15 protein-coding genes are annotated in these 14,980 nt (G+C 65.3%); 5 read left to right on the top strand and 10 right to left on the bottom strand.

Going from position 1 to position 14,980, the window contains the following annotated elements:
- The first annotated feature begins 143 nt into the window (after positions 1 to 143).
- A complete protein-coding gene (locus tag NKJ75_RS00905) occupies positions 144 to 1,739 on the top strand; it encodes a GMC family oxidoreductase (RefSeq protein WP_023740876.1) in 1,596 nt (531 codons plus the stop codon).
- Positions 1,740 to 2,198: 459 nt separating this feature from the next.
- On the opposite strand, the gene NKJ75_RS00900 is transcribed toward NKJ75_RS00905, so the two are convergent.
- The gene (locus NKJ75_RS00900; protein ID WP_023691904.1) at positions 2,199 to 2,336 is read right to left on the bottom strand and encodes an endonuclease/exonuclease/phosphatase family protein; all 138 of its coding nucleotides are present in this window, start codon (positions 2,334 to 2,336) and stop codon (positions 2,199 to 2,201) included.
- 186 nt (positions 2,337 to 2,522) lie between these two features.
- On the opposite strand from NKJ75_RS00900, the gene rsgA reads away from it, so the two are divergent.
- Entirely contained in the window at positions 2,523 to 3,536 is a 1,014-nt protein-coding gene (gene rsgA, locus NKJ75_RS00895) for a ribosome small subunit-dependent GTPase A (RefSeq protein ID WP_245274118.1), read from the top strand.
- 62 nt (positions 3,537 to 3,598) lie between these two features.
- Here rsgA and NKJ75_RS00890 read toward each other — a convergent pair whose 3' ends face one another.
- The 7 genes from NKJ75_RS00890 to NKJ75_RS00860 are packed head-to-tail and all read right to left on the bottom strand — an operon-like array spanning position 3,599 to position 9,914.
- A complete protein-coding gene (locus NKJ75_RS00890) occupies positions 3,599 to 4,390 on the bottom strand; it encodes a sugar isomerase domain-containing protein (protein ID WP_023700933.1) in 792 nt (263 codons plus the stop codon).
- A 37-nt stretch (positions 4,391 to 4,427) separates the two neighbouring features.
- Positions 4,428 to 5,198, bottom strand: a complete 771-nt coding sequence (locus tag NKJ75_RS00885) for a GntR family transcriptional regulator (RefSeq protein ID WP_023683130.1) — start codon at positions 5,196 to 5,198, stop codon at positions 4,428 to 4,430.
- On the bottom strand, positions 5,195 to 6,070 hold the full coding sequence (locus NKJ75_RS00880; RefSeq protein WP_023691907.1) for an ROK family protein: 876 nt from the start codon (positions 6,068 to 6,070) through the stop codon (positions 5,195 to 5,197). The genes NKJ75_RS00885 and NKJ75_RS00880 overlap by 4 nt, the downstream gene beginning before the upstream one ends.
- Positions 6,067 to 6,807 carry a PIG-L deacetylase family protein gene (locus NKJ75_RS00875; RefSeq protein ID WP_031195993.1) on the bottom strand — a complete coding sequence of 247 codons (741 nt, stop codon included), beginning with the start codon at positions 6,805 to 6,807 and terminating at the stop codon, positions 6,067 to 6,069. Before NKJ75_RS00875 ends, NKJ75_RS00880 begins: the two co-directional genes overlap by 4 nt.
- Positions 6,804 to 7,661 (bottom strand): carbohydrate ABC transporter permease, encoded by an 858-nt coding sequence (locus NKJ75_RS00870; protein WP_023691908.1) that lies wholly within the window; start codon positions 7,659 to 7,661, stop codon positions 6,804 to 6,806. The genes NKJ75_RS00875 and NKJ75_RS00870 overlap by 4 nt, the downstream gene beginning before the upstream one ends.
- Positions 7,658 to 8,590, bottom strand: coding sequence for a carbohydrate ABC transporter permease (locus tag NKJ75_RS00865; protein WP_031192920.1), 933 nt, complete (start codon positions 8,588 to 8,590; stop codon positions 7,658 to 7,660). Before NKJ75_RS00865 ends, NKJ75_RS00870 begins: the two co-directional genes overlap by 4 nt.
- A gap of 49 nt (positions 8,591 to 8,639) precedes the next feature.
- On the bottom strand, positions 8,640 to 9,914 hold the full coding sequence (locus NKJ75_RS00860; protein ID WP_352499043.1) for an extracellular solute-binding protein: 1,275 nt from the start codon (positions 9,912 to 9,914) through the stop codon (positions 8,640 to 8,642).
- Between the two features lie 316 nt (positions 9,915 to 10,230).
- Between NKJ75_RS00860 and NKJ75_RS00855 the strand changes: the two genes are divergently transcribed.
- From NKJ75_RS00855 to NKJ75_RS00845, 3 genes are read left to right on the top strand one after another with little or no spacing between them, the layout of a single operon-like run.
- Positions 10,231 to 11,523 (top strand): ABC transporter substrate-binding protein, encoded by a 1,293-nt coding sequence (locus tag NKJ75_RS00855; protein WP_023817204.1) that lies wholly within the window; start codon positions 10,231 to 10,233, stop codon positions 11,521 to 11,523.
- Complete coding sequence (locus tag NKJ75_RS00850) at positions 11,523 to 12,413, top strand: carbohydrate ABC transporter permease (RefSeq protein ID WP_023817203.1); 891 nt, start codon at positions 11,523 to 11,525, stop codon at positions 12,411 to 12,413. The genes NKJ75_RS00855 and NKJ75_RS00850 overlap by 1 nt, the downstream gene beginning before the upstream one ends.
- Complete coding sequence (locus NKJ75_RS00845) at positions 12,410 to 13,273, top strand: carbohydrate ABC transporter permease (RefSeq protein ID WP_023817202.1); 864 nt, start codon at positions 12,410 to 12,412, stop codon at positions 13,271 to 13,273. The genes NKJ75_RS00850 and NKJ75_RS00845 overlap by 4 nt, the downstream gene beginning before the upstream one ends.
- Before the next feature lie 12 nt (positions 13,274 to 13,285).
- Here NKJ75_RS00845 and NKJ75_RS00840 read toward each other — a convergent pair whose 3' ends face one another.
- Positions 13,286 to 13,537: a hypothetical protein gene (locus NKJ75_RS00840; RefSeq protein ID WP_023817201.1), complete on the bottom strand. Its 252-nt coding sequence runs from the start codon at positions 13,535 to 13,537 to the stop codon at positions 13,286 to 13,288.
- Positions 13,538 to 13,747: 210 nt separating this feature from the next.
- Entirely contained in the window at positions 13,748 to 14,932 is a 1,185-nt protein-coding gene (locus tag NKJ75_RS00835; protein WP_023704169.1) for a Gfo/Idh/MocA family protein, read from the bottom strand.
- Between the last annotated feature and the right edge of the window lie 48 nt (positions 14,933 to 14,980).

Here is a 14,980-nt window from a genome sequence, read left to right as displayed (position 1 = left end):
TCGTCGCGCGCAAGAGGAGGGCGGTGATTTTCATCGCCCGCCGGAGCATGATCCCTAGAAGTGGGAACCGGTTTTCTCGGACAAATCGGGAAACCGTTTTGTCCGGGAGATCATGCTCCAACAAAGAGAACCCGGGAGTGGAAATGACGGATTACATCATTGTCGGCGGCGGTTCGGCTGGCTGCATTCTGGCCGCCCGGCTGAGCGAGGACCCGGACGTGTCCGTCGTGCTGCTCGAGGCCGGTCCGCCCGACACCGATCGCTACATCCATCTGCCGGTCGGCTTCTTCAAGATGACGTCGGGGCCGCTGATCTGGGGCTATGACACCGCGCCCGGCAAGGAAATCGACGGCCGCACCATGGTCTATCCGCAGGCCCGCGTGCTGGGCGGGGGCTCCTCGATCAACGCCCAGGTGTTCACCCGCGGTTGCCCGCAGGATTATGACGGCTGGGCGGCTGACGCCGGCTGTGCCGGCTGGAGCTATGCCGACGTGCTGCCCTACTTCGTCCGCTCCGAGGGCAACGACACTTTTGCCGATGCGCAGCATGGCATTGACGGCCCGCTCGGCGTCTCCAGCGGCGCGCCGCATCCGCTGACCCGCATCTTCGTCAAGGCGGCGCAGCAGGCGGGCCTTCCTTTCCGCGCCGACTTCAACGCCGGTGAGCAGGCGGGCGCCGGCTTCTACCAGACGACGACGCGTCGGGGGAAACGCTCGAGCACGGCGGTCGCCTATCTGAAGCCGGCGCTCGGCCGCAAGAATCTGACGCTACGCACCGACGCCTCCGTCAGCCGCATCGTGGTCGAGAACGGCCGCGCCATCGGTGTCGAGATCATCGTCAATGGCCGCACCGAACTGCTCCGCGCCGAGCGCGAAGTCATCGTCGCCGCCGGCGCCATCGGCTCGCCGAAATTGCTGATGCTGTCCGGCATCGGCCCGGCCGTGCATCTCGGCCATCACGGCATCGAGGTGGTCCACGATTCCAAAAACGTCGGCCAGAATCTGCACGATCACATGGACGTCGATGTCGTCGCCGAGCTCAACGGACCGCACGGCATCGACCGTTACAAGAAGAAGCGCTGGCAAGCGGTCGCCGGTCTTGAATATGCGCTGTTCGGCAAGGGGCCGGTGGCCTCCAACATCGTCGAGGCCGGCGGCTTCTGGTGGGGCGACCGCGCGGAGAAGACGCCGGACATCCAGTTCCATTTCCTGCCCGGCGCCGGCGTCGAGGAAGGCATCGGCTCGGTTCCCGGCGGCAATGGCTGCACGCTGAACTCCTACCATGTGCGCCCGCGTTCGCGCGGCAGCGTCACGCTCAAGTCCGCGGACCTGCGCGATGCGCCCATCATCGACCCCAACCCGTTCGCCGAGCGCTATGATCTCGAACGCGCCATCGACGGCATCGAGATCAGCCGCGAAATCCTGTCGCAGCCAGCCTTCGCCAGATACATCAGCCGCGAGCATCTGCCCGGCAAGGCGATGCAGGGGCGCTCAGCACTCGAAGCCTTCGCCCGAGAACATGGCCGCAGCGCCTATCACCCAGTCGGCACCTGCCGGATGGGCGGCGATGCCGACAGCGTCGTCGATCCCGAGCTGCGCGTGCGCGGTCTGCAAGGCCTGCGTGTCTGCGACAGCTCGGTCATGCCAAGCATCGTGTCGTCGAACACCAACGCCGCCGTGGTCATGATTGCGGAGAAGGCTGCGGATCTGATTGCGGGGCGAACGCTGCCGGTGGCGTAAGCAGGACAATCGCATGTGGTGGCGCCACGCGATTGCCCTGCCTTGAGCACCTGTCGCTGAGCGCATAGCACTCGAACCGCACTAAAAACGACAGCCTCACGCAGCGCCTTCAACCGACGCTTGCGCAATCCACCAACCGACCGGAAACCCCCGGTTGCGGGCTCGTTGCCGACGCCTGCGCGGGGATGTGAAAGCGCTTTTGCGCCAGTTCCGCGATCACACCATATGAACCGATCCAAGCTCTGCTAGCTTGTGGGCGTGGGACTTGTCCCGCTTTGGCCGGTGCTTCAGGCAACCCCATCCCAACCCCCCGCCCCCTGCGGTACCGGCCATCCCCCTCCCCCTTTTGGCAGGCTTCTCGACCTGCCATCCTCAGCCGTCGCTGCCAACTTCGAGGTCGACGACGAGGCCTGATGCGTGGCATGCAAATCAAGACCATCGGCAGCGTATCGAGGGATTTCACATCGGCTGTCTGGACGACGTCCTGGAGAGCGACAGATCGGGGTCGAGCCGCCTCAGCTCCCGGTTGATGGCCGCCAGGCGCTCCGGTTCGCCTTCCGTGTTGCAGACATTGAGAGTAACGACGCGTAAGCGCATCAGCGAACCACCGCCGCGATGCGTTCCAACGTGGTGCGCGAAACGGCTCGGCCATCGGCGCGGTTCGGCTTGTCAAATGCCGCCATGCCGCCCATACACGGCTTGAACAACCGCCCCGAGGGTCCGCGCCCATTTTGCCAAAGGATACTCTCCGATGTCTGTGACGCCGTCCCCCTGGTCAAAGCCGTGACGGCCTCCCTCGCAAGCCTGGGCTGGACGGATTTCTTCGGCGACCAGCTTGAAGCCGATGAGGCAGACCTCGTGCCGACGCGCATCGCCTCGGTGCACCGCGACCGCCTGGCCGGCCTGTCCCGGGCAGGGCCAGTGGATCTGACGCTGCCGGCCAATGCCAACACCGGCGACTATGCCGTCGGCGACTGGGTGCTGGTCGAGCCGCATACGCATCTGCTGCGCCGCCGCCTGACCCGCAAGACGGTGCTGGAGCGCCGCACACAGGGCGGCAGGGTGCCGCAGCTGGCCGCGGCCAATGTCGACACGCTGTTTATCGTGACGTCCTGCAATGCCGATTTCAACATCGCCCGGCTCGAGCGCTATCTGGCGCTGGCCAACGAGGCCGGAACGACGCCGGTGATCCTGCTGACCAAGGCCGACACCGCTGACGATGCCGAGGCTTACCAAAGCCAGGCCGCCGCCCTGCAGCGTGGACTGGCCGTGGTGATGCTGAACCCGCGCGTCGCCGATGCCGCAGCGGCGCTTGCTCCCTGGTGTGGCGCAGGGCAGACGGTGGCGCTGGTCGGCTCCTCCGGGGTCGGCAAATCGACGCTGGTCAACACGCTGGCCGGATCGGCGCAGCAATCGCCGCAACAGACGGCGGGCATCCGCGAACACGATGCCAAGGGTCGCCACACCACCACGGCGCGGTCGCTGCACCCCATTGCCGGTGGCGGCTGGGTAATCGACACGCCGGGCATGCGCACGCTGCATGTCAGCGACGTCGCCTCCGGCATCGACACGCTGTTTGCCGAAATCACCGAGCTCGCACCGCTGTGCAAATTCCGCGACTGCACCCATGTCCACGAACCGGGCTGCGCGGTGCAGGCTGCGTTGAAGGCGGGTACGCTCGACCCTGAGCGCCTTGCCCGCTGGCGCAAGCTGTCGGAGGAAAACCAGGGCAACACGCCGGTTCAGAGCGGCCCGCGCGGCAACAAATCTCCCGCGAGCCGCCCGAAGCGGCGTTGAACATCCGGAAAATTCCAGCGAGAGAAATTGGAGGCCTGGCCATGTGCCGGGCCTCCGTGCTTTCACTCTCCCCGCATCGTCGCCTGGAAGGTCGGCAGGTGCTTCTGCTGCGCCTCCAGCATGCGCTCGCGGTAGACGCCGTAGATGACGTCGGTGTCGTGCAGCGTCACGCCGGCAATGGTCGGCGAGGCGAAGACCGGCAGTTCGATGCCGCGCTTGGCGAGCTGCTCGGCCGTGCGCGCGATCAGCTCATGCGCCAGGATCATGGCAAGCACCGTCGATGAGCCCGACACCGGCCGGCTCCAGCCCTCGACCGGCACGATGGCGTCCTCGATCGGCGAGCAGGTGTCGATGACGAGGTCGGCGGCATCCGCCAGCCGCTTGCCGGACGAGTGCGTCGCCGGTTTGTCCAGATTGTTCTTGCTGGTGACAGCGACGACGAAGATGCCGCGCTTCCTGGCGTAGAGCGCGGTGTCGATGCCCGACGAGTTGCGGCCGCTATGGCCGAAGATGATGATCGAATCGCCCTTGTTGAGCGGCTGGTGGTCGAGGAATTTTTCGGCGTATTTTTCAGTTCGCTCCAGCCACAAAAGCTCGCGCACGCCGCCGGCGCCGAGCACATTGTGCCACATCACGCGCGGGTCGGTCAGCGGGTTGAAACCGACATAGCTGCCATAGCGCGGAAACACTTCCTGCACCGGCAGCACCGAATGGCCGGAGCCATAGAGATGCACCAGCCCGCCGCCCTCGAGGGAGTCGGCAAAGCGGCTGGCGGCCTGGCCAAAGGCCTCTTCATTGGCTTTCGCAGCCTGGTCGATGAGGGCGGCGAGACGGTGGATGTAGAGATCGGACACGTGGGTACTCCTGTTTGCTGTGTCGGTCTGGAATGGATCAGCTTCTCGGGTTCAGCGGCACGCGTCCGGCGCGCAGCGTCGAGCGGATTTCGTAGCGGTCGCCGCGCATGATCGAGACGGTGAATTCGAACGGGCCGCGCTCGTCGGTGGTGATGCGTTCGACGACGAAGGCCGGGCTGCCGACAGCGAGGTCGAGCAGTTCGGCGTCCGCCGCGCCGACCGCGCCGACCCGGTAGTTCTCCCGCGCGGCCACCGGCACGATGCCGTAATGGCGCTCCAGCGCCTCGTAGAGCGAGCCCTGCAGCAGGCCGGCATCGAGGAAGCCCGGCACGCGCACCGCCGACAGCTGCGCCGTCTGGATGCCGATCGGCTCGTTGTTGCCGAGCCGCAGCCTGCGAATGCGCACCACCGGATCGCCCTCCTCGATCTCCAGCGCGCCGGCAGCCGCCGCATTGGCGGTGGTCAGGCTGCAGTCGAGCAGGCGCGAGCCCGCGACCACGCCCATATTGCCCATCTCCTGGGTAAAGCTGGTCAGCTCGCGCGTGCCGGCGACCAGCGTGGTCGAGCGCACGAACGTGCCGCGGCCATGTTCGCGCCTGAGCAGTCCTGCCTCCTCGAGATTGCGCAAGGCGTGGCGCAGCGTGATGCGGCTGACGCCGAACAGGGCGCACAGCCTGTCCTCCGCCGGGATCTGGTCGCCCGTTGCCCATTCGCCGCTCTTGACGATGGCTCGGATCGCCTCTTCGACCTGGTACCAGAGCGGCTCCGGCCGTCTGCGGTCCGGTTGCTGAAAGCTTGCTTCGCTCATCGCACCTGCCTCCACCCTTGCCCAACGGCGCCGGCCAGCGCCGCGCCGACCAGACCGGCGCGGGGACCGAACTTTCCAGCCTTGACGTCGATGCCGCGCAGATGTGGCGGCAGTTGACGTCGCAGCGCCGCAAGCAGCGGCGGCCGGATCACATCCAGCGCCTCCGCCAAACCACCCGAAATCAGCACCGCTTGCGGATCGAGCAGCGCGACAGCGCCTGCCAGCGCGGTGCCGAGCTGTCGCGCCGGCAGTTCAAGCAAGGTGAGTGCAGCCAGCTCGCCGGCCTGGGCAGCGGCGATCAGTTGGCGGCCGTCGGCAAGGCCGATCTGGCCGGCAAGGGCATCGAGCGCCCGGCCCGACGCAACGCGCTCCAGCCAGCCGCTGCGCTCTTCACCATGATCCCTCACGTCGGCGCAGGCCCAGCCGAACGAGCAGGCGCCGCCATGCGCGCCGGCAACGATGCGGCCATTGGCCAGCACCGCCGAACCGATACCGGTGCCGATGGCGAGCAGGATCGCATCCGGCATGTTTTTCGCACTGCCTTCGACAGCCTCTCCCAGCAGCGCGATCTGTGCGTCATTGCCGAGCGCTACGCGCACTTTGGGAAACAGCGGCTGGATATCGACGCCGTCGAGGAACGGCAAGTTGGGGATCCAGCGGCAGATTGAGCCCTCGACCAGACCCGGCACCGCGATGCCAAGCGCTGAGACCGACCCGGCCTCAGTGCACAGCGCGTCGATGCGCGCAATGAAGGCATCAAGGGTTGCCGGCGCCGGCTCGCTGCCCAGCGCCTCCAACGCACCGACATCGCCCGTAGATACGGCAGCGCGCAAATTGGTGGCGCCGAGATCGATGGCGAGTACCCGCGTCATCGACCCGACCCTTTGCCGAAGGGGAGCGAGAACAGACCGCTGCCGGCATTCCACGAATGCGACGCCGCCGCGAAGGCCTGCGCATGGCGCGTGCCGCGCAGGCAGCCGCGCAGCCGGTAGAGCGAACTGTAATAGTCGACATAGGGGAAGCTGCTCAGGCCGCGCGCCAGCTCATACTCCATGACCGCGTCGCGCCAGGCCTCGAACCCGTCGCTGACATCGACGAGATGCTCGGGCCGGAAGCCGTCATCGTCCTCCCAGTTCTCGCCGAACAGCAGCAGTTGCGGCGTGTGCGCCGGATGGTCGCTGGCAACGGTCGGCAGTCCGGCGAAGAAGATACCGGTCTTCGTCAAATGGGCGGCGGCGCGATGGTCCTTGTGCCAACTGCCATGCCAATGGGTGATGACGATCTCGGGTTTCAGCTCGCGAATGATGTCGCCCACTTCGAGCGCCGTCTGATCGTCTGTGGGCAGGAAGCCGTCGCGCAGGCCAAAGCCACGCATGGTGACGCCGAGCCGCTCCGCCGCGCTGCCCGCTTCCTCTTCCTTCTGCACGCAATAATGCGCGGGAACCAGGTACGGATGGCCCTGCTCACCCATGGTCAGATGCAGGAAGGTCACCGTGGCGCCGCGCTTGACGGCAGCGGCCGCCAGCGGCCCGGCCATCACCTCGGCATCGAAGGCGTGCGCGCCGACCACCAGGATGGATTTCGCCGCATAAATTCTGTCTTCGATCATTTCATGCCTCCTCCGGTGCCCACGCCTTCGCGAATCTGGCGCGCCAGCAGACAATACATGATCAGGATGGGCGCCATGGATATCGCCAGCGAGGCGAACACCAGGCCCCAGTCGGTGCGGAACTGGCCGACGAAGATGCTGATCGCCAGCGGCACCGTCTTGTAGCGGTCGTCGAAGATGAAGATCAGCGGGAAGAAGAAATCGTTCCACACCGCGATCGCGGTGAAGATGGCCACGATCGACACCGCCGGCTTGACCATCGGCAGGATGATCTGGAACAGGATGCGGACCTCGCCGGCGCCGTCCATGCGCGCGGCCTCGTCCAACTCGGAGGGCAAGACGCGCATGAAATTGGCGAAGATGAAGACGGCGAAGGGAATGCGGATCGCCGAATAGACCAGGATCAGCCCGGTCAGCGAATCCAGCAGGCCGAGATTGCGCATCAGCGTGAACAGTTCGACCGAGGCCAACCGGATGGGCAGCATGATGCCGGACAGGAACAGGCCGAGCATGATGGCATTCCAGCCAAGCTTGTAGCGGCTGAGCGGATAGGCGGCCATCGCCGAGACGACGATGGTGAGGATGACGGCGCCGCCCGTGACGATCAGGCTGTTGATGAAATTCTGGCCGAGATCGGCGCGCGTCCAGGCGTTGATGAAATTGTCGAAGGCAAAGCTTTGCGGCAGGCCGAGCCTGTTGTCGTAGATCTCGGCCGTGGTCTTGAAACAGGAGACGACAAGGATGTAGAGCGGCAACAGCACAGCCGCCGTCCAAACGACCAGCACCGTCCAGCCGGGCAGCCGCGCCAGCTGCCGAGAGATGTCTGGCCTCTGCGCAATCGCCAGCGCGCTCATAGCTGCACCGTGCGGCGGTCGAAGAAGCGCAGCATCATGAGCGTGCCGATGCTGAGGATCAAAAACAGCACGGTGCCGAGCGCCAGCGCCAGACCGATATCGGTGATGCCGACAGCGCCTTCCGCGCCGAAGGCCAGCCGGTAGAAGTAGGTCACCAGCGTGTCGGTCGAATAGCTCGGATTGCCCTGCACGCCCTGCGTGACATAGACGATGTCGAACTGGTTGAAGGTGTTGATGAACGACAGCGTCGTCAGCGTGCCCAGCGCCGGCATCAGCAGCGGCAGCGCGATCGAGAACAGCATGCGCGCATTGCCGGCGCCGTCAAGTTTTGCCGCCTCGAAAATCTGGCCGGAAATCTGCCGCAGACCTGCCGTGTAGATCAGCACCGGCAGGCCCATCCAGTTCCAGGCATCGACGGCGATCAGCATGGCGAGCGCGGTGTGGCTGTTGCCGAGCACGGTCAGGCTGCCCTGGTGCAGGCCAAGCCCGTTCAGCGCCCATTCGACGACGCCGCCCGGTGCCAAAAGCAACCGCCACAGCGCGCCGACGATGACCGGGCTCAGCACCGCCGGAAAGAAGAACACCGACTGGAAGAAGGCCGCACCCTTGTCGCGCAGGAACAGCAGCCAGGCAAACAACAGGCCGAGGCCATTTTGGAAGACCATGATGCCGAAGAACCAGGCGGTGTTGTGCCACAGCGCGCCGTAGATCCGCGCGCCGCTCGGGAAAGCGAACAGCCTTGAGAAATTCGACAGGCCGGCGAACTCGACCATGCGCAGCCCCTTCCAGACGAAGAAGCTGCCCCACAGCGACATCCCCAGGGGATAGAGGACGAACAGCGCATAGACTGCCAGCGCCGGCAGGATGAACAGCACGGCCATGCGCTGCTGCGTGCGGCGAAGGCTGCTGGTGCGGCGAAGGGTGCTCATGCGCTTTTCTGGTCCGTGAGAGGCCGGCCGCTTTTGCGACCGGCCGCGCCTACTGCTTCGGCTTGAACCAGGTGGCGACCGCGGCCTGCATGTCGGCCGCCAGCTTCTCCGGCGCGATGTTGCCTTCGACCATGTCGATGATCTCCGACTGCAGCATCGAAGACGCCGTCGGCGACTGCCAGCGGAAGCCGACCAGCGTCAGATACGGCGTCGAATTCTTCGCCATCTCCATCATCGAGGCCAGCACTGGATCCTTCACCCTCACATCCGTGCGGGCCGGCGGCCAGCCGAGCTCGTCGGCGAACATCTGCGCGAACTCTGCCGAAGCCATGAAGCCCAGCACCTTGGTCGCGGCTTCCTTGTTCTGGCTCTCGGAGACCAGGCCATAGGAGCCGTCGGAGAAGGCCGAGGTGTAGAGTTTTGCCCCGGCATCGTCCGCGGGGAACGGGAAGATCGAGAACTTCAGCTTCGGGTTCTGCGCCTTGAAGCTGCCGTTCTCGAACGAACCGCCGAGGAACATCGCCGCCTTGCCGCCGATGAACTGCTGCGTGGCGGTGGTGTAGTCGATGCCGGCGAAGCCGTCGGGGAAATACGGCTTCAGCTCGGCGAAGCGCTTCAGCGCCGCCACATAGCGCGGATCCTGGAAGGTCGCCTTGCCGCTCATCATCTCGTCGTAGAAATCAGGACCATAGATGGTCGGGCCGACCACGCCGACGGCGATCTCCAGTTCCCAGGCCGAGCCGTTGGCGCCACCGGTGGCGATCGGGGTGATGCCGGCCGCCTTCAGCTTCTCGCATTCGGCGGTGAAATCCTTGTAGGTCTTGGGGATCTCGATGCCCTGGGCGGCGAAGATATCCTGGTTGTAGAAGACGCCCATCATCGGCACCGAGTAGGGCACGCCGTAGAGCTTGCCGTCGCTGCGGCCGCGCGCGCCGCCAAGCGCTGCGTCCTCCATGTTCTTCAGCTCCGGCACGCTGTCGTCCAGCGCGTCGAGATAGCCCGCCTCGACGAAGGGCTGCAATTCGCCATAGGCCTTGAGCTGGGCGATGTCAGGCCCGCGCCCGCCGCGCAGCGCCGTGCTCAGCCGGTTCTGGTAGTCGGCATCGGGCGTGAACTGGATGGCGACCTTGATGCCGGGATTCTTCACCTCGAAGGCATCGAAGATGCGGCGCATCGCGGCCTCGTCCTCGGTGCGCCAGCTCCACAGCGTCACCGTGCTGTCGGCGGCTCGCGCCGGCAATGAGGCGAAGACGCCGGCGCAGGCGGCGGCAAGGCCGCCGATCAGCCCAAGTGCTGCGCGCCGGTGAAGTGAAAGCATGCTCATTGCCAGTCTCCCATTGTTCTCTGTCCTTGGCGTCCCGCGGCGTTTCCGTGCCGTGAGAAGTCATTGGTTCGGCAAAAGTCATTATAACGACATAGCGGTATTCGCAAGAGGTCTGCTGCGCCTCAGGAATGGCGGCGTTGGCCCGCTCACGACATTGCAGTACCCGCAACTGTTTGTTACGTAACGACAAATACCCACATTCCAGCGCCGCAAAGAAATCTGTGACCGTACCATGTGAGACTTTTTCGCCAGCAAGCCCTTGCGTCGCCGCGCTGACTTGTCATAACCTCATGCGAACCAATAGGGAGGATGAGGAATGTCGTTTGCCTGGACGTCGAAACTGGCACTGGCCGCAGGCCTCGCCATCCTGCCCGCCACGGCCTGGGCGCAGTCGGTCAACATCTCCTATCTCACCCACTGGTCGCCGGAGACGGTGGCGCTGCTGGAAGCGGCGGCCAAGGATTATGCCAAGACCAATCCGGATGTCAGCGTCACCGTGCGTGCCGTCCCCTTCGGCGACCTCCTGACCACGCTGCGCTCGCAAGGCGGCGGCGCGGACGGTCCGACGATCGGCGGCATTTACGATCTCTGGTTGCCGGAACTGGCGCGCGACAAGCTGGTCGCGCCCGCTCCCGATGCGGTGGCCAGCGAGGTCAAGGCCGCCTGGCCGGCGGGCGTCACCAGCGCCGCCTCGGTCGGCGGCACGCTCTACGGCATCCCCAACGAAATCGACGTCTATGCGCTGAACTATAACAAGGCGCTGTTCAAGCAGGCCGGCATCGCGGCGCCACCCAAGACCTGGGACGAGTTCAAGGATGCGGCCAAGAAGCTGACCAACAAGGATGCGGGACAGCAAGGCTTCGGCATGATCAATTCATGGGCCGCCGGTGTCGTTCATCCCTTCGCCTCGCTGCTGGTCTCCAATGGCGGCGACCTGGTCAAGGACGGCAAGCCGGTGCTGGACAGCCCGCAGGCCACCGAGACTTTCCAGCTCTATGAAGACCTGATCAAGTCGGGCGCCAGCGTGCCTTCGATGGCGACAGCCGACGCCAACACCACCGGCCCCTTCCTCGACAATTTCGTCTCCGGCAAGACCGGCATGATCATCATGGCCAATTGGTGGGAGAGCGCGCTGAAGGCCGGCATGGGCGACAAGTTCGCCGACATTGCGACGGCGCCGATTCCCGTCGGTCCGAGCGGCGACAAGCCGCATTCGATATCCTACTCCTGGATGACCGTGGTCAACGCCAATGCAGGTGCCGCCGAGCAGAAGGCGGCGTGGGACTTCCTCGCCTGGCTGAACAATCCAAAGTCCGGCAAGAACGGTGCTTCCGCGATGTCGGATATCCTCATGTCGATGGGCATCCTGCCCTCACGCCTCTCCGACATCGAGGCGCACAAAGACAAGCTCGGCTCGGAATTCCTCTCCGGCTATGTCAGCGTGCTCACCGATGCCAAGCCGTTCCCTGTCGTGCCCGGCGGCCAGGAATTCTCGGAATCGCTGCAGCAGACGCTCGAGGCGTTGCAGTATGGCCAGGTCTCAGCCAAGGATGCGCAGGCGACGGCGCAGGCCGACGCCATTTCGATCCTGGAGCGCGCCGCCAAATAATGATTCAGAGGTACCGTGCCTCGGCGGGCATCATGCTGGCGCCCGCCGTGACGCTGATCGGCATCTTCATCCTGTTGCCGATGCTGCTCACCGTCTGGCTGTCGTTCCAGGACTGGTCGACGCAGACGCCGTTTTCCAGCGCCAGCTTCGTCGGCCTCGACAATTTCCGCGAGATTTTCGGGGCCACCTCGATCGGCCGCGACTTCAAGGCCGCGCTCACGAACACAGCCGTCTACACCGCGCTCTCCGTCGTCCTCATCCTGCCTCTGTCGGTGGCCTTCGGCCTGATGGTCTACCAGCAGGATGTGCCCGGCGGCACGGCGCTGCGCACGGTGCTGTTTGCCACCTACATGGTGCCGATGATCGCGGTGGCGCTGGTCTGGTCGAAGCTTTATTCGCCGAGCGAAGGGCCGCTCAACCAGATGCTCGACCTGATCGGCATGGGACCACAGCCCTTCCTGTCGTCGCCGCGCTCGGCGCTGGTCTCGATCGTCTTCCTCAATGTCTGGCAGCAGGTCGGTTATTTCACCGTGCTGGCCATCGCCGGGCTGACGCAAATCCAAGGCAGCCTCTACGAGGCGGCGAAGCTCGACGGCGCCAACCGCTTCGAGCAGTTCCGCTTCATCACGCTGCCGCTGATGCGGCGCACGCTTCTGTTCAGCGCCGTCATCGCCATCATTAACGCCGTGCAGGTGTTCGAGCCGGTGGCGCTGATCACACAGGGCGGGCCGGCCGGCTCGACCAACGTCCTGACCTACCACATCCGCCGCGTCGGCATCGAACGCGCGCAGGGCGGGTTGGGTTCGGCCATGGCGGTGATGTTGATGCTTTCGCTGATTGTCGTCGTCTGCGCGCTGTTTGCCTTCGCCAACCGGAAGAACGACGAATGAGCGCGGGATCGTCGAGCCGGCTGTCGCGCCGGCGCCCGTCGGGCCGCAAGGCGCTGCTGGCGACGCTGATGCTGCTGGTCGCCGTTGCCTCGGCCTTCCCGCTGGTCTGGATGGCGCTATCGAGTCTCAAGACGCCGGCCGAGAGCATGCAGGTGCCGCCGGTATGGATCCCCCTTACGCCGAGCCTCGACGCCTATGAGAAGGTGTCGGGCGTCGTCAATGTCGGCCGCTCGATGTGGAATTCTCTGGTCATCGCCTCGATCACCACCGCCGGCATCCTGCTGACCAGCATGATGGCCGGCTACGCATTCGCCAAATACCACTTCCCCGCCAAGTCGCTGCTGTTTTCTGTGCTGATCGCCACCATGTTCCTGCCGCCGATCGTGACGTTGATCCCGCTCTATCGCCTGGTCGGCTCGATCGGCCTCAACGCCAGCCTCGCCGGCATCATCGTGCCCAATCTCGCCAACGCCTTCGGCATCTTCCTGATGCGCCAGTTCATCTCCGGCGTGCCCGACGACCTGATCGACGCCGCGCGCATGGACGGCGCCTCGGAGTTCTTGATCCTCTACAAGATCGTGGCGCCGAGCGTCGCTCCCGCAATCGCGGCTCTGGCCCTCTTCGCCTTCGTCTACCACTGGAACAGCTATCTCTGGCCGCTGACCGTGCTGCAGGGCAATACCGACGCCTATCCGATCGTCATCAGCTTGAGCCGCTTGCTCAGCTACAACAGGGGTGCGGTCAACACCGGCCTGGTGATGGCCGGCGCCACGCTCGCCGTGCTGCCGCCGCTCATCCTGTTCGTCTTCCTGCAGCGCTTCTTCGTCGATTCCATCGTCGGCTCGGCGATCAAGGGATAGCTCGCCAAACCCTCAAGCGCTCGGTTTGGTTCCGCCACAGATCAGATAGTAGCACTCGTCATAGCGCATGTAGTCAGCCGCGCCCTTGTCCGGCCATTCGCCCGTGTCGAAACGGATTTTGAGTAGGCTTCTGCACTGCGCCACCTTCGCTGCATTGCTGTCCGGGAACAGGGTAACGAGCAGGCCTTGCGGAGCGCCGAAGGAAACCGCCGAGAGAACGAGGCAGCCGAGGCTGGCAGCAAGGAAGAGAGACAAGTTGCGCATTGTTACCGAATACGGCTGGGCCGATGCTCTGACAAGATTAACACATGCATAGCAGCGTTTTGCCCAGTAAAGCGACCGAAGAGTACTTGGCGCCCCGCCGCTGCCAGGTCTGCTGCGGCGGCGGTAGCGCCTTCGGCAGGTCAATCCCTTAGGGCAGCGCCAGTCCCCCAGGTGATTGCTTCTACCGCTGAACCACGGCAGCTCCCGTCCTCACCCAAACCTTGCCGCCGTCCAAGCCCCACCCGCTGCATTCGACTCCACCGCCGCCGCAACAAACTTCACCCCGCGCGCGCCCTCCACCACATCGGGCACCTGCGCTGCGCGCGCCGCATCCACCACCCCACCAGAGCGATGGGCGCGAATGATATCGGCGGCGTCGCGGTAGAAATTGGCGAAGGCCTCGATATAGCCTTCCGGATGCGCCGCCGGCATGCGCGACACGCGTTGGCTTTCCGTCGTCGAGCCATGGCCGCCGCGCACCAGCGTGCGGGTCTCCTCGCCGTAGATGGAGAAGCGCAATTCCTCCGGCCGGCCACCCGACCATTCGAGCCCGGCTTTGTCGCCATAGATGCGCACCGAGAGATCATTGTAGTGGCCGGGCGAGGTCTGGCTGGCGAGGATCGTGCCGCGCGCCCCGCCGGTCCAGCGCACCAGCACATGCGCATTGTCGTCGAGCCGGCGTCCCGGCACGGCAGTGAACAGATCCGCCGACACCGCCTCGGCCTCACAGCCGGAGATATAGCTTGCCAGGTTGAAGGCATGCACGCCGATGTCGGCCAGCACCGCCGACTGCCCGGCGCGCGCCGGATCGGTGCGCCACTCCGCCTGCTTCTGGCCCTCGGCGTCGATCGGCTTGGTCAGCCAGTCCTGGATGTAGGCGCCATGCACGGACACCATGCGGCCAAGCGCGCCCGCCGCCACCATCTCGCGCGCCTGGCGGACCATGGCGTAGCCGGTGTTGTTGAGCGTGACGACGAAGCGACGCTTTTTCTCCCGCGCCAGCGCCACCAGTGCCTCTGCATCGGCCAGCGTCGTCGACAGCGGCTTGTCGCAGATCACGTCGATGCCGGCCTCGAGAAAGGCCGTGGCGATCGGCGCGTGCAGATGGTTGGGCGTGACGATGACCACCGCCTCGATGCCGTCCGGCCGCGCTGCTTCGGTTCGCGCCATCTCGCGATAGTCGGCATAGCTGCGATCCGGCGCGATGCCGATCTCGGCGGCCGATGCGGCGGCGTTTTCCGGGTCCGACGACAGCGCGCCGGCGACCAGCACGATCTGGTCGTCGAGGCGCATGGCGAGCCGATGCACCGCGCCGATGAAAGCGTTGCGGCCGCCGCCGACCATGCCGACCCGCAGCCGCTTGCCGGCCGACCCGTCCGATGTTGCGTAGACCATTTTCAAGCTCCTCCCGGCAGACCGCTTTCGAACATGATTTCCAATTTT

Source organism: Mesorhizobium sp. M0058, assembly GCF_040323095.1.
In the GTDB taxonomy this organism is placed as follows: Bacteria; Pseudomonadota; Alphaproteobacteria; order Rhizobiales; family Rhizobiaceae; genus Mesorhizobium.
Note: the sequence above shows the minus strand (reverse complement) of the source record. Positions and strands in the feature narration are given on the sequence as shown.

Coding starts and splice junctions, on each gene's coding strand:
- NKJ75_RS00885 (WP_023683130.1), bottom strand. CDS start 5,198: ATGAGCGAAGCAAGCTTTCAGCAACCGGACCGCAGACGGCCGGAGCCG.
- NKJ75_RS00850 (WP_023817203.1), top strand. CDS start 11,523: ATGATTCAGAGGTACCGTGCCTCGGCGGGCATCATGCTGGCGCCCGCC.
- NKJ75_RS00875 (WP_031195993.1), bottom strand. CDS start 6,807: ATGATCGAAGACAGAATTTATGCGGCGAAATCCATCCTGGTGGTCGGC.
- NKJ75_RS00880 (WP_023691907.1), bottom strand. CDS start 6,070: ATGACGCGGGTACTCGCCATCGATCTCGGCGCCACCAATTTGCGCGCT.
- NKJ75_RS00900 (WP_023691904.1), bottom strand. CDS start 2,336: ATGCGCTTACGCGTCGTTACTCTCAATGTCTGCAACACGGAAGGCGAA.
- NKJ75_RS00905 (WP_023740876.1), top strand. CDS start 144: ATGACGGATTACATCATTGTCGGCGGCGGTTCGGCTGGCTGCATTCTG.
- NKJ75_RS00870 (WP_023691908.1), bottom strand. CDS start 7,661: ATGAGCGCGCTGGCGATTGCGCAGAGGCCAGACATCTCTCGGCAGCTG.
- NKJ75_RS00855 (WP_023817204.1), top strand. CDS start 10,231: ATGTCGTTTGCCTGGACGTCGAAACTGGCACTGGCCGCAGGCCTCGCC.
- NKJ75_RS00845 (WP_023817202.1), top strand. CDS start 12,410: ATGAGCGCGGGATCGTCGAGCCGGCTGTCGCGCCGGCGCCCGTCGGGC.
- NKJ75_RS00840 (WP_023817201.1), bottom strand. CDS start 13,537: ATGCGCAACTTGTCTCTCTTCCTTGCTGCCAGCCTCGGCTGCCTCGTT.
- NKJ75_RS00835 (WP_023704169.1), bottom strand. CDS start 14,932: ATGGTCTACGCAACATCGGACGGGTCGGCCGGCAAGCGGCTGCGGGTC.
- NKJ75_RS00865 (WP_031192920.1), bottom strand. CDS start 8,590: ATGAGCACCCTTCGCCGCACCAGCAGCCTTCGCCGCACGCAGCAGCGC.
- NKJ75_RS00860 (WP_352499043.1), bottom strand. CDS start 9,914: ATGAGCATGCTTTCACTTCACCGGCGCGCAGCACTTGGGCTGATCGGC.